Annotated in this window: 6 protein-coding genes and 4 pseudogenes; 3 read left to right on the top strand and 7 right to left on the bottom strand. The window is 42.6% G+C overall.

Translation table 11 applies throughout. From position 1 onward, the window contains the following. The first annotated feature begins 789 nt into the window (after positions 1 to 789). Both parM and AYJ55_RS01445 read left to right on the top strand, forming a co-directional pair. On the top strand, positions 790 to 1,746 hold the full coding sequence (parM, locus tag AYJ55_RS01450; RefSeq protein ID WP_063653621.1) for a plasmid segregation protein ParM domain-containing protein: 957 nt from the start codon (positions 790 to 792) through the stop codon (positions 1,744 to 1,746). Between the two features lie 7 nt (positions 1,747 to 1,753). After that, positions 1,754 to 2,116 (top strand): plasmid partitioning/stability family protein, encoded by a 363-nt coding sequence (locus AYJ55_RS01445; RefSeq protein ID WP_063653619.1) that lies wholly within the window; start codon positions 1,754 to 1,756, stop codon positions 2,114 to 2,116. Between the two features lie 213 nt (positions 2,117 to 2,329). Here AYJ55_RS01445 and AYJ55_RS32420 read toward each other — a convergent pair. The 3 genes and pseudogenes from AYJ55_RS32420 to AYJ55_RS32415 all read right to left on the bottom strand — a co-directional run. After that, positions 2,330 to 2,909: pseudogene (locus tag AYJ55_RS32420) on the bottom strand (IS256 family transposase); the annotation flags it as partial. Between the two features lie 179 nt (positions 2,910 to 3,088). Further along, on the bottom strand, positions 3,089 to 3,577 hold the full coding sequence (locus AYJ55_RS24505; protein WP_063653499.1) for an IS630 family transposase: 489 nt from the start codon (positions 3,575 to 3,577) through the stop codon (positions 3,089 to 3,091). A gap of 17 nt (positions 3,578 to 3,594) precedes the next feature. Next, positions 3,595 to 3,912 (bottom strand): annotated as a pseudogene (locus AYJ55_RS32415) (IS630 transposase-related protein); the annotation flags it as partial. An 80-nt stretch (positions 3,913 to 3,992) separates the two neighbouring features. Here AYJ55_RS32415 and AYJ55_RS01425 point away from each other — a divergent pair. Next, positions 3,993 to 4,487, top strand: a pseudogene (locus AYJ55_RS01425) (IS3 family transposase); the annotation flags it as partial. Between the two features lie 9 nt (positions 4,488 to 4,496). On the opposite strand, the pseudogene AYJ55_RS30380 reads toward AYJ55_RS01425, so the two are convergent. The 4 genes and pseudogenes from AYJ55_RS30380 to AYJ55_RS01405 form a co-directional block, all read right to left on the bottom strand. Further along, a pseudogene (locus AYJ55_RS30380) lies at positions 4,497 to 4,631 on the bottom strand (IS256 family transposase); the annotation flags it as partial. A 52-nt stretch (positions 4,632 to 4,683) separates the two neighbouring features. Continuing rightward, positions 4,684 to 4,941 (bottom strand): IS21 family transposase, encoded by a 258-nt coding sequence (locus tag AYJ55_RS01415; RefSeq protein WP_063653783.1) that lies wholly within the window; start codon positions 4,939 to 4,941, stop codon positions 4,684 to 4,686. A 94-nt stretch (positions 4,942 to 5,035) separates the two neighbouring features. Then, positions 5,036 to 6,013: a hypothetical protein gene (locus AYJ55_RS01410; protein WP_063653781.1), complete on the bottom strand. Its 978-nt coding sequence runs from the start codon at positions 6,011 to 6,013 to the stop codon at positions 5,036 to 5,038. Between the two features lie 79 nt (positions 6,014 to 6,092). After that, positions 6,093 to 14,378 carry an inverse autotransporter beta domain-containing protein gene (locus tag AYJ55_RS01405; protein WP_245677238.1) on the bottom strand — a complete coding sequence of 2,762 codons (8,286 nt, stop codon included), beginning with the start codon at positions 14,376 to 14,378 and terminating at the stop codon, positions 6,093 to 6,095. Positions 14,379 to 14,647 lie beyond the last annotated feature (269 nt).

Genomic DNA, 14,647 nt, shown 5'->3' with positions numbered 1-14,647 from the left:
TTATTTGTTTTTGCTGTTTTTGGCGGTTGTTGCATAAACAAATTGGCATAAACAACAATCTGTTGTTGAAAATCCCATAATTGCTGGCGTGGATTTTCGTTTCGCCAAAAGGCTTTTTTGAGTTTTTGGTTAAATTCACCTTCAGCGTCTTTTCTCTTCAAAATATTGCCAAAACGCTTGTATTCTCTAGCTTTGGCATTATTTTTTTGGCAAAACGATGATTTCTACAAATTCGCGTTGCTTATTCAAATTTGGTTCCTCCTCGAATGTCTTGTGTTGATATTTTTTGCACGGGTTATCCGCGCTTAGCGCAGAAGTAAAAAACATCAAAACAGAACACTCAAACTTCTGTGCTCTGCCTTCCAGACACTCTGGAAGAAAACAAAAAATGTTAAAGAGCAAACGCTGTGCAAAATACAGATAAAAAGCGTTAAAAATCAATTATTTATGTGATTAAAATTTTTCACTTTTTTTTTCAAATTTGCACCCGAAAATCGTTATTTTGAAATTCTGCATATACTTAATTAATATGCTCTATAATTAGATTTTTCTATCCACCTACGCCAGATAATGAATATCTGGCGTTTTTTGTGGTCATCTTAAATATCTCACACTTGAATTAATTAAATCTCATATTTATCTCAATTTGTTTTAAAAATCTCATATTTTCTCTTATAATTACCAATTAATAACTCATTTTGATATTTATATATATTTTTAAGCATTAAATGATTATATTATTCTCAAAACTAAAACTAAATTATTTTTTATTTTTCTCAAAGGTGATTAATGAAAATATATATTGATGACGGTTCGACAAATATAAAATTAACGTGGAGTGAGGCAGGAATTCAGAAGCACTTCATTAGCCCAAACAGCTTTAAGCGTGACTGGTCAGTCTCTTTTGGTGACAGCAATAGTTCAAATTATACCATTAATGGAGAAATGTATTCTTTCGATGCGATAAGTCCTATTGCCATTACAACAACCAATGTGGGTTATCAATATAGCGATGTGAATGTGATTGCAGTGCATCACGCCTTACTTCAGTCAAAATTAACGCCACAAGATGTAGAAATCGTCGTATCTTTGCCGATTGCTGAATATTTTGATACCAAGAATCAACCGAATTTTGCGAACATTCAAAGAAAAAAAGAAAATTTTAAAAAAGTGGTCGATGTTAAAGGTGGAAAAACCTTTAACATCACAAACGTTGAGGTGATGCCGGAATCAATACCTGCTGGTTTCTCAATAGCGAAAGAACTTTATGACCTCGATTCGCTTTTGGTTGTTGATTTGGGTGGTACGACATTGGACATAGCACAAGTGATGGGAAAAATGAGTGGCGTATCGAAAATATACGGAAACTCCCATCTAGGCGTATCAATGATGACGCAATCGGTCAAAGAAGCGCTTAGTTTGGCAAAAACCAATGGCAGTAACTACTTAGCGGATGATATTATTATCCACAGTGACGATATGAGTTACCTGAAACGCCGTATCAACGATGCAAGCCAAATAAATCATGTTCTTGCAGCACTTAAAGAATCAAAACATCGACTGATTAATCGTGTACTGGACGCTGTCAATACATTCAGTGGATATACTCATGTATTGGTCATTGGTGGAGGCGCAGAAATTATTGCCGATGCGATTAAATCCCACTGTGTGACGAGGGAAGATAGGTTTTTTAAAAGCGAAAACCCTCAGTTTGATTTAGTCAATGGCATGTTTTCTATAGGGTGAAATCGATATGGACACACGCAGAAAAATTCAATTTTATATTAATCCTGATAGGAACATTGCGGACAAGTACGCTGGTGAAGTATTGGAGAACATGCCACAAGGAGAGAGAGGAAAATTCATGCGTGCAGCGTTTTTATCCGGTGTGGCATTTTTCAAACAAGAGCCCCGATTGATTTATATGCTCAGCGAGCTTTTGACAGAAAAAACTACGATTGAAGAAATCACTAAAGTGATGGAAACTGTGTTAAAAAACAACATACCTGATTTCGACGATGATTATGTTGACGTGGACGTATTGAATTCAGTTGAAGATTTGAGGGCATTTGAAACACGCAATAATGCCAAAAATCTATTTGGAAAATTGGGATAACTGGTTGAAATTTTTTATTGAAGTCTTATGATTAATTTGCCATAAATTGTATTAATCTTAACTTAATCTGACAATTCTGATTTAAAAAAGAGCGTTACCGGTTTTAATTAACATCATTAGATAATTAAATAAAAGGTAATTCTATGTATCAAACAAATAATCCTATCATCAAACATAAAGTCGGGTTAAATAACCCGACTTTATGTTTGATGATAGCTGAATTTCTGTCTGCGGGAAAATACTGGCTATCGCTTCTGGAAACCCTTTTAATCCGTCAATACAAGCGATTAAAATATCTTGTATACCACGGTTATGTAAGTCAGTCAGAACGCTCAGCCAATGATGTGCTCCTTCTTTTCAGACATATAGAGTCCTAACAATTCCTTATGCCCATCGGTGGTTAGTCCAAGTACTGTGTAGATTGCCTTATTGATATAGTGACCATCTGTTTTATCTTGTAATGAATGGCATCGAGCCAGACAAAAGGATAGAGCGCCTCCAGAGGGCGTTGTTGCCAGGCTTTTAATTCAGGGAGTAATTTGTCAGTAATATGCGTAATAGCTCCATCTGATATTTCCAGTCCATATAATTCTGCAACATGTTTTTGAATATCACGATAACTCATGCCTAATGCAAATAACGATAGGATTTTGTTATCAATATCCTCTGATAATTTTGTCTGATTTTTCTTAATGAGCTGAGGCTCAAAAGCACCTGACCTGTCTCTGGGCGTTTTCAGTTCAAATTGACCTGATGTCGATTTAACCGTTTTTCGAGTATAGCCATTTTTACGCGTATCGATTGACTGTAGTGGCATACTAAATTTGGCCACCTAAGTTGAGGTGATATGCTTACCTCATAATTTTTATAGGTGCCGAAATGAGTAAAATAATTACTGCTGAATTTAAATGTGAAACCGCCAAATTAGTCCTTGACCAAAATTACACCTATAGCTAGGCGACTTAATTTTGATTACAGCATATGTATTAAAAACAGGTCATCGATAGTGCATCCTGTTTCCATCTTTTTACGTTTAGCTTGAGACCATTTATGTTCTATAGGATTTAAATCTGGTGAATACACAGGCAAATATTCTATCTGGTGTCCTGCGTTTATAATTGCCTGTTCAATATTCTTACCTTTGTGAAAGCTAGCGTTGTCCATAAAAATAACAGAATTTTCAGGAAGTTCTGGGAGCAATATTTTTGTGATCCAAACATAAAAAACATCACGATTAATATTGCAATCAAATAATCCGATAGCAAAAAGGGTTGTTCCCAATAAAGCGCCAATAACATTTGTTCTTCCCTTAGCACCCCAGTTTTTCAGGCCAAAACAACGGTGACCTTTTGGGGAATAGCCGTGAGTTCGTGGAGTGTCATGTGAAAAACCACTTTCATCAATAAAAACAACAGATTTATCTTTTTTTTCATACTGTTGTCTTTTTTGCTGATGTGCCAGCCTGTCGCTTTCGTTGGTTTTTGGATGGAATAGAGTTTTTTTTTATAGGTTAATCCCAGCTTTTTAAGGGATTGCCAAATAGTCTTTTTACAAACACCGAATCGCTCTGCCCGTTCCTTTTGGTAAGCATCTGGATACTGTTCCACATCTTTTGCTAAAGCATTTTTATCGAGCTTCCTCTTACGTGGCGTTGAATTTTTTGGCTCTGGTCGTTTAAGCCAACGTACTAAAGACGCTTTTCCAATACGGAATTGTTTCGCAGTTTCTCGAATTGTTAAACCTTCGGCTTTCCTTACAGATATTACTTTACGTCGAAAATCAATTGTATAACTCATATACTGGACGCTAAAGAGCAACGCACTCAGCGCCAGCAGGCATGGATGACTCTCTGGCAAGCCCCTTTAATCTCCCTGACGGCGATGTAACCTATATTTGGACAGGCTCACGATGGGCCTATCTGGCTGTGGTATTGGATTTGTTTGCCCGAAAACCGGTGGGCTGGGCAATGTCATTTGCACCAGACTCAGAATTAACCGCCAAAGCACTACAAATGGCTTGGGAACTACGTGGGCATCCCAAACAGGTGATGTTCCATAGTGATCAGGGAAGTCATTATACCAGTCGTCAGTATAGGCAGGCATTGTGGCGTTATCAGATGACCCAAAGTATCAGTCGCAGAGGGAATTGTTGGGATAATAGTCCGATGGAACGATTCTTCCGTAGTCTGAAGACCGAATGGGTGCCAACGACTGGCTACCAAAGCTTTAGTACTGCTCAGTCAGCCATTATTCGCTACATAACCCACTACTATAGCGATATAAGACCTCACTGGTATAACGGTGGATTAACGCCAAACGAATCAGAGCGACTGTTCCGTGAACAGTCAGGTAGGGTGGCCAATTTTAGTTGACCACTACAGTTCTATTTCTGCCTGCAGGGCAGCTTCGGGCAGCTGTTTTATGAGTGGTGTGAGTATTCCATCCGTACCGAGTAAATTTTTACCTGATTGTAATTGCTTCAACGCTTCATCAAAATTAAATGATTGACTTCTCATATTGTCATACCTCTTTTTTTTGAGTTTAAGATATGACACAGATTTTTGAACACTACCCTACCTCATCAAATAAGATTGTTGCAGGGATCCAATCAGGTTTAGCCAATTCAATTCGCTGAAGCAAATAAGGTTTAAAGGGTGCCAGCTTACTCGGTTGTTGAGTTCTTTTAGCATAAGTTGGCATCTCCTGCTGTTGTAAATGATGTTTTACGGTGTTACGGGAAATGCCGAGTTCACGGGCAATTTTTCGAATGCTTTGTCCTTGTGCAAAGCGAACATGAATATCCACAAATATCTTCTTGGTTAACATAAATTACCCGTTCAAAAATGTACGAATAATACCAAGTGGATCAGTTTTGCATGATCGGTGACACCTATGGTCGACAACTGAACAAAGCGACAGATTACTCGAAATTTGATACTTTTACCTTAAGTTTTGGGTTATCACTAGTTGTTTTAGTATCTTTCTGATAAAGCCAATTTTTATCAGGAGAACTGAGTTTTAATTCCTGATTAATTGATATATCTGCCTTAGCATTTTCATCAAGTTTAACGCTTAAATTTACTGGATTGTCTGGAGTTAAATAGTTATTATCTAAAATCAATGAGTATCCCAAACCTTCTTTATTGGTCCCAAAAAGAGAACCATTTACTGAATCAGTAGCATAAATATTCGTGTCCACGATCCTGTTTTTTAGCAATGAAACTGGGACGCAAGAAACAGAAAGAGAAGCTATTTTGTCTATTGTAATTCCTTTCGAAAGTAAATCATCATTTATAGCTATGCTGTGACTATTTTTTATTTTGTTAAATGCATATTCACATGTTCCTGTTGCTACTTTTTTAAGATTTGTTAAAACTAAGCGGTAATTCTGATGTATCTTATTAAGTCCCAGCTTTCCATCCAATTGATATACTGGTAATTCATCATTAATTGGTTCTGATATTAGACCAACTTTTTTAATAAGAAGCTGAACATCAACATCCCCTATCGACTTTTTCTTTTTTTCAACTTTAATATCTGTCTTCAAACATCTCATTGTATGATTAGCGCATTCTTTTTGAATCTCATTAAGAGGGTAAAGCTTACCATTATAAGATAAAACAAACTCCATTCCATTCGGAATTTCATCTTCTTTTAATTCAGGAAAAGGATAAAAGTAAACATCTTCATCAATGCCATTTTCACAAACAACATGCCTATGATAATTTTTAGATTTCCATATTATACTCCCGTCAGGAGATGTTTCAGGTATTACAATATCATTAACTCGCACTTTCTCTATTATATCAGGTACATCAGTAACACTACAATCTAAAGCATAAGCTATTTTCATAATACAAAACAAAACAATAAAAATTAATAAGTTTAAGAATCTCATTCATACCCCTAAGATATCGGCTATATTTAAAAAATCTCATAATATTGAATTTCATTCCCCTTGATAGAAATAAATTCCTTTAAAAAGGCATATAGATATTTGTACTTGGTATAGAAAATTTAACCTTAATATTCGCTTTAATTTTAGGGTTGGAAGCTGAAATGACATCCACGTTATTTTCACCATACTGATTGGATTTAAGTCCATATTTAGCTACCCCTTCTGTATCCGTAGTTATTTTATTTCCATTAACAGTGATCGCGTAGCCTCCTACAGGATTTCCATAATTATCGACAATAGTTATCTCAAGAGGATTTTCCGCGTCACCATTTGCAGGGATTAACTTTGCAGTACTTTTTGAAACAACCTCAATTTTAGCCGATCTGCTGTCCGCAGTGATGGCATAGTCAGCAGATTGAACCTCAGTAGTCCAATCAGCCAGTTTTAAGCGGGCTTTCAGCCCACTACCACTCTGGCTAGCCATATATATGCGGCTATAGGTGCCGTCGCCGTTATCAATCCACGTGACACCGTCTTTCTCACTGGCATTGGCCACCGTTACCGCCTGGGACGTTAAGGCAGCAGCTTGGCCAGTAATCCCATTACCCTGCGCATCCTTCAGCGTCACACTAATGGTCATCTCATCACCTGCCACGTAGTTGGTTTTGTCGGTCACGATGGTGGATGTGATCGGCACCAGTTTACCCGCAGTGATGGCATAGTCAGCAGATTGAACCTCAGTAGTCCAATCAGCCAGTTTTAAGCGGGCTTTCAGCCCACGACCACTCTGGCTAGCCATATATATGCGGCTATAGGTGCCGTCGCCGTTATCGATCCACGTGACACCGTCTTTCTCACTGGCATTGGCCACCGTTACCGCCTGGGACGTTAAGGCAGCAGCTTGGCCAGTAACCCCATTACCCTGCGCATCCTTCAGCGTCACACTAATGGTCATGTCATTACCTGCCGTATAAGTGGTGTTATCGACCTTAATCGCCGATTTCTCCGACACCGCCGCCCCGGCAGTGATGGCATAGTCAGCAGATTGAACCTCAGTAGTCCAATCAGCCAGTTTTAAGCGGGCTTTCAGCCCACGACCACTCTGGCTAGCCATATATGTGCGGCTATAGGTGCCGTCGCCGTTATCGATCCACGTGACACCGTCTTTCTCACTGGCATTGGCCACCGTTACCGCCTGGGACGTTAAGGCAGCAGCTTGGCCAGTAACCCCATGACCCTGCGCATCCTTCAGCGTCACACTAATGGTCATGTCATTACCTGCCGTATAGGTGGCGTTATCGACCTTAATCGCCGATTTCTCCGGCACCGGTTTACCCGCATTAATAGCGTAGTCAGCAGATTGAACCTCAGTAGTCCAATCAGCCAGTTTTAAGCGGGCTTTCAGCCCACTACCACTCTGGCTAGCCATATATATGCGGCTATAGGTGCCGTCGCCGTTATCGATCCACGTGACACCGTCTTTCTCACTGGCATTGGCCACCGTTACTGCCTGGGACGTTAAGGCAGCAGCTTGGCCAGTAACCCCATTACCCTGCGCATCCTTCAGCGTCACATTAACGGTCATGTCATTACCTGCCGTATAGGTGGCGTTATCGACCTTAATCGCCGATTTCTCCGGCACCGCCGCCCCGGCAGTAATAGCGTAGTCAGCAGATTGAATCTCAGTTGCCCAATCAGCCAGTTTTAAGCGGGCTTTCAGCCCACGACCACTCTGGCTAGCCATATATCTGCGGCTATAGGTGCCGTCGCCGTTATCGATCCACGTGACACCGTCTTTCTCACTGGCATTGGCCACCGTTACCGCCTGGGACGTTAAGGCAACAGCTTGGCCAGTAACCCCATTACCCTGCGCATCCTTCAGCGTCACACTAACGGTCATGTCATTACCTGCCGTATAGGTGGTGTTATCGACCTTAATCGCCGATTTCTCCGACACCGCCGCCCCGGCAGTGATGGCATAGTCAGCAGATTGAATCTCAGTTGCCCAATCAGCCAGTTTTAAGCGGGCTTTCAGCCCACGACCACTCTGGCTAGCCATATATATGCGGCTATAGGTGCCGTCGCCGTTATCGATCCACGTGACACCGTCTTTCTCACTGGCATTGGCCACCGTTACCGCCTGGGACGTTAAGGCAACAGCTTGGCCAGTAACCCCATTACCCTGCGCATCCTTCAGCGTCACACTAACGGTCATGTCATTACCTGCCGTATAGGTGGTGTTATCGACCTTAATCGCCGATTTCTCCGACACCGCCGCCCCGGCAGTGATGGCATAGTCAGCAGATTGAATCTCAGTTGCCCAATCAGCCAGTTTTAAGCGGGCTTTCAGCCCACGACCACTCTGGCTAGCCATATATATGCGGCTATAGGTGCCGTCGCCGTTATCGATCCACGTGACACCGTCTTTCTCACTGGCATTGGCCACCGTTACCGCCTGGGACGTTAAGGCAACAGCTTGGCCAGTAACCCCATTACCCTGCGCATCCTTCAGCGTCACACTAACGGTCATGTCATTACCTGCCGTATAGGTGGCGTTATCGACCTTAATCGCCGATTTCTCCGACACCGCCGCCCCGGCAGTGATGGCATAGTCAGCAGATTGAACCTCAGTAGTCCAATCAGCCAGTTTTAAGCGGGCTTTCAGCCCACGACCACTCTGGCTAGCCATATATATGCGGCTATAGGTGCCGTCGCCGTTATCGATCCACGTGACACCGTCTTTCTCACTGGCATTGGCCACCGTTACCGCCTGGGACGTTAAGGCAACAGCTTGGCCAGTAATCCCATTACCCTGCGCATCCTTCAGCGTCACACTAATGGTCATCTCATCACCTGCCACGTAGTTGGTTTTGTCGGTCACGATGGTGGATGTGATCCGCCCCGGTTTACCCGCAGTGATGGCATAGTCAGCAGATTGAACCTCAGTAGTCCAATCAGCCAGTTTTAAGCGGGCTTTCAGCCCACGACCACTCTGGCTAGCCATATATATGCGGCTATAGGTGCCGTCGCCGTTATCGATCCACGTGACACCGTCTTTCTCACTGGCATTGGCCACCGTTACTGCCTGGGACGTTAAGGCAACAGCTTGGCCAGTAACCCCATTACCCTGCGCATCCTTCAGCGTCACACTAACGGTCATGTCATTACCTGCCGTATAGGTGGTGTTATCGACCTTAATCGCCGATTTCTCCGGCACCGCCGCCCCGGCAGTAATAGCGTAGTCAGCAGATTGAATCTCAGTTGCCCAATCAGCCAGTTTTAAGCGGGCTTTCAGCCCACGACCACTCTGGCTAGCCATATATATGCGGCTATAGGTGCCGTCGCCGTTATCGATCCACGTGACACCGTCTTTCTCACTGGCATTGGCCACCGTTACCGCCTGGGACGTTAAGGCAGCAGCTTGGCCAGTAATCCCATTACCCTGCGCATCCTTCAGCGTCACACTAATGGTCATCTCATCACCTGCCACGTAGTTGGTTTTGTCGGTCACGATGGTGGATGTGATCGGCACCAGTTTACCCGCAGTGATGGCATAGTCAGCAGATTGAACCTCAGTAGTCCAATCAGCCAGTTTTAAGCGGGCTTTCAGCCCACGACCACTCTGGCTAGCCATATATATGCGGCTATAGGTGCCGTCGCCGTTATCGATCCACGTGACACCGTCTTTCTCACTGGCATTGGCCACCGTTACCACCTGGGACGTTAAGGCAGCAACTTGGCCAGTAACCCCATTACCCTGCGCATCCTTCAGCGTCACACTAACGGTCATGTCATTACCTGCCGTATAGGTGGCGTTATCGACCTTAATCGCCGATTTCTCCGGCACCGCCGCCCCGGCAGTAATGGCATAGTCAGCAGATTGAATCTCAGTTGCCCAATCAGCCAGTTTTAAGCGGGCTTTCAGCCCACGACCACTCTGGCTAGCCATATATCTGCGGCTATAGGTGCCGTCGCCGTTATCAATCCACGTGACACCGGATTTCTCACTGGCATTGGCCACTGTTACCGCCTGGGACGTTAAGGCAGCAGCTTGGCCAATAACCCCATTACCCTGCGCATCCTTCAGCGTCACACTAATGGTCATGTCATTACCTGCCGTATAGGTGGCGTTATCGACCTTAATCGCCGATTTCTCCGACACCGCCGCCCCGGCAGTAATGGCATAGTCAGCAGATTGAATCTCAGTTGCCCAATCAGCCAGTTTTAAGCGGGCTTTCAGCCCACGACCACTCTGGCTAGCCATATATCTGCGGCTATAGGTGCCGTCGCCGTTATCAATCCACGTGACACCGGATTTCTCACTGGCATTGGCCACCGTTACCGCCTGGGACGTTAAGGCAACAGCTTGGCCAGTAACCCCATTACCCTGCGCATCCTTCAGCGTCACACTAACGGTCATGTCATTACCTGCCGTATAGGTGGTGTTATCGACCTTAATCGCCGATTTCTCCGACACCGCCGCCCCAGCAGTGATGGCATAGTCAGCAGATTGAACCTCAGTAGTCCAATCAGCCAGTTTTAAGCGGGCTTTCAGCCCACGACCACTCTGGCTAGCCATATATATGCGGCTATAGGTGCCGTCGCCGTTATCGATCCACGTGACACCGTCTTTCTCACTGGCATTGGCCACCGTTACCGCCTGGGACGTTAAGGCAACAGCTTGGCCAGTAATCCCATTACCCTGCGCATCCTTCAGCGTCACACTAACGGTCATGTCATTACCTGCCGTATAGGTGGCGTTATCGACCTTAATCGCCGATTTTTCCGACACCGCCGCCCCGGCAGTGATGGCATAGTCAGCAGATTGAACCTCAGTAGTCCAATCAGCCAGTTTTAAGCGGGCTTTCAGCCCACGACCACTCTGGCTAGCCATATATATGCGGCTATAGGTGCCGTCGCCGTTATCGATCCACGTGACACCGGATTTCTCACTGGCATTGGCCACCGTTACCGCCTGGGACGTTAAGGCAACAGCTTGGCCAGTAACCCCATTACCCTGCGCATCCTTCAGCGTCACACTAACGGTCATGTCATTACCTGCCGTATAGGTGGTGTTATCGACCTTAATCGCCGATTTCTCCGGCACCGCCGCCCCGGCAGTGATGGCATAGTCAGCAGATTGAATCTCAGTTGCCCAATCAGCCAGTTTTAAGCGGGCTTTCAGCCCACGACCACTCTGGCTAGCCATATATCTGCGGCTATAGGTGCCGTCGCCGTTATCGATCCACGTGACACCGTCTTTCTCACTGGCATTGGCCACCGTTACTGCCTGGGACGTTAAGGCAACAGCTTGGCCAGTAACCCCATTACCCTGCGCATCCTTCAGCGTCACACTAACGGTCATGTCATTACCTGCCGTATAGGTGGTGTTATCGACCTTAATCGCCGATTTCTCCGGCACCGCCGCCCCGGCAGTAATAGCGTAGTCAGCAGATTGAATCTCAGTTGCCCAATCAGCCAGTTTTAAGCGGGCTTTCAGCCCACTACCACTCTGGCTAGCCATATATATGCGGCTATAGGTGCCGTCGCCGTTATCGATCCACGTGACACCGTCTTTCTCACTGGCATTGGCCACCGTTACCGCCTGGGACGTTAAGGCAGCAGCTTGGCCAGTAATCCCATTACCCTTCGCATCCTTCAGCGTCACACTAATGGTCATCTCATTACCTGCCACGTAGTTGGTTTTGTCGGTCACGATGGTGGATGTGATCGGCACCGGTTTACCCGCATTAATAGCGTAGTCAGCAGATTGAACCTCAGTAGTCCAATCAGCCAGTTTTAAGCGGGCTTTCAGCCCACTACCACTCTGGCTAGCCATATATATGCGGCTATAGGTGCCGTCGCCGTTATCGATCCACGTGACACCGGATTTCTCACTGGCATTGGCCACCGTTACCGCCTGGGACGTTAAGGCAGCAGCTTGGCCAATAACTCCATTACCCTGCGCGTCCTTCAGCGTCACACTAACGGTCATGTCATTACCTGCCGTATAGGTGGCGTTATCGACCTTAATCGCCGATTTCTCCGACACCGCCGCCCCGGCAGTAATGGCATAGTCAGCAGATTGAACCTCAGTAGTCCAATCAGCCAGTTTTAAGCGGGCTTTCAGCCCACTACCACTCTGGCTAGCCATATATATGCGGCTATAGGTGCCGTCGCCGTTATCAATCCACGTGACACCGGATTTCTCACTGGCATTGGCCACCGTTACCGCCTGGGACGTTAAGGCAGCAGCTTGGCCAGTAACCCCATTACCCTGCGCATCCTTCAGCGTCACATTAACGGTCATGTCATTACCTGCCGTATAGGTGGCGTTATCGACCTTAATCGCCGAGTTTTTAAAATCTGCATTACCGGAGATAAAATTAATTATTTGATTTTTTTTACTATTATTAATATTTGCTGTTACTTCACTTTTGCCATTTTTAGTATTAGTAACGCGAACAACAAGTTCTCCATCTGCATTAGTTTTATCACTGCTATTTAAAATCAATGCATTATTTGTTGCATTAAGATTAATAGATATATCGGATAAATTATTACCATATTTATCTTTTACAATTGCTTTTAATTTATTTTCATCTTTCCCATTTGCAATCGCGTTATCCTTGATTAAACCAAAGGCAGTAATAGTTGCAGTATTTTTATCTGCAATAAATTGAATACTCTTTTTTGAATAATTTCCATTCTCCATTGTTACAATTAAGCTACCTTTACCAGCAGCTTTACTACGAACTTTAACAACAGCTTCTCCTTGGTTATTGGTTGGAACGATTATTTTTTTATTATCTTTTTTATCGCCTGCTATTAAGATAACACCAGATTCACCATCTGGAAGTTTCAATCCACTAATTTCAAACGTAAGATTTTCATTTTTAATAGGTTGACCATGTTCATTGACGGTCTTTGCGGTAACTGTATAAGTATCGGTATCATTAGCAAATAAAATATTTTCTGGCGTTATCGTTAATTCACTAATAATTTTTTTAGAAGGTATAACTCTTATTGATGTTATGACTTTATTAGATTCGTTTCCTTTGTTATCTATCCCTACAGCAGTAAATTGATACTCTTGAGGAGTATTATTTTTTGTCATATAAATATAAGGAGGTAAGGTAACTTCTACTTGATTAATTGAAATCTTGCGATAACTCCCTCCGTTTGAAATAAAATTAGTTGCAGGTTCCCAACGAATGTCTTTTAAACCATATTTAGATTTGATAACTGTAGCGTTAATCACTATTTTTTCTTTAGCTTGTGCAGTTATCTCACTTGGTACCGAAATACTAATTAATTCTTGTTTGCGGTACTGCATAACAATATCATAATTACGGTCGACAAAATCATACTTATTACCGACGAGACTACGCATTACATCAACTGCTTCAGGGTCTATTTGTTCTGAAATAGGTACCCCTAAACGATAATTCAAATCTAAACTGATTTTTGTATCATTAAGGTCACCGGCTGAATGCTCCGCTTTTAAAGTTAGTAAAGGAATAGGTGTATAACTTAACCCCATGGTTAATGCTTGCGCATCATCCTTTAGCTGTTTTGGGTCTGCTCCTGTTCCAAGATGAACCCCTTTACCAAAATATTTTTCATACTTCAGACTTCCTCCTAATTGAGGATACTTTGGTAAATAGGCTTCTGTACGAATATCAAAACCGGTGGCGGGGCGCTCATCATAATCTTCCATTACCGATATTTTTGATTGATGCCAATCAGTTAATCCAAAATAACCATTAACTGCTAATTTTAGGTAATCTATCCAAGCTTCACCACCTAGACCTAATCGGGCATTACTACCAGTATAATCGTAATCATAAAAGGTATTAATTCCATACATCCAATTTCCCGAATATTGGCGATAGCCCAAGCCAATATTTATTGTATTTCTGTCAGTTTTATTTCTGTGACCTAATTGGGTAAACAAAAGACTATTAGGTTTATCAATAATAGGTAATAGAAAATCACCGGAAATCGTTTTATCAGAACTAAAAGAGAGGCGTACTTTTCCATACTGATTTAACCAGTCATTAACTTTTTGATTAACTAGTCCTTCCCCGATACTTCTTGCATAATTAATGGAAGCATCGACCGAATTATCATTTGATAGAATATTTCCCAACCTTGAGATAGATGAAGCTAACTTTTCTTCATATTTGTTCTCAGAAACTACTTCTGTAGTACTCCCTAAATTTGGTAAAGATTTTGTTATTTTTTTTATATCGACATTTTTTTTCACATCTTGACTGAATGACTTTGAATATTGATGAGCATTTTTTTCATTATAAGGATTGTTATTTTTATTCTGCTCAACCAAAGATTGTATTCCTGCCATTGTCGCAGCCATTTCATCATTTTCAATCGCTTTTGCAACAGAGCATAGGGGAAATAAAAAAATGGAATAGAATTGAAAAAACAATAAAAAATAAACAGAAATCTTATTGTAGTTTGTTTTTTTTATTAACATAGAAAAATTCCTTAGGAGACTAAAAAATGAAAAAATTACTCCAAAAATATTTTATATATTCTTAAATTAATTAATTTAAGAATATATAAATAATTTTATGTGTAAAAATTAATACCTGAAATGGTTATTAATTTATA

The organism is Candidatus Arsenophonus triatominarum (assembly GCF_001640365.1).
GTDB classification, from domain to species: Bacteria; Pseudomonadota; Gammaproteobacteria; order Enterobacterales; family Enterobacteriaceae; genus Arsenophonus; species Arsenophonus triatominarum.
The sequence above is the reverse complement of the archived record's forward strand: the minus strand, read 5'-3'. Positions and strand labels throughout refer to the sequence as shown.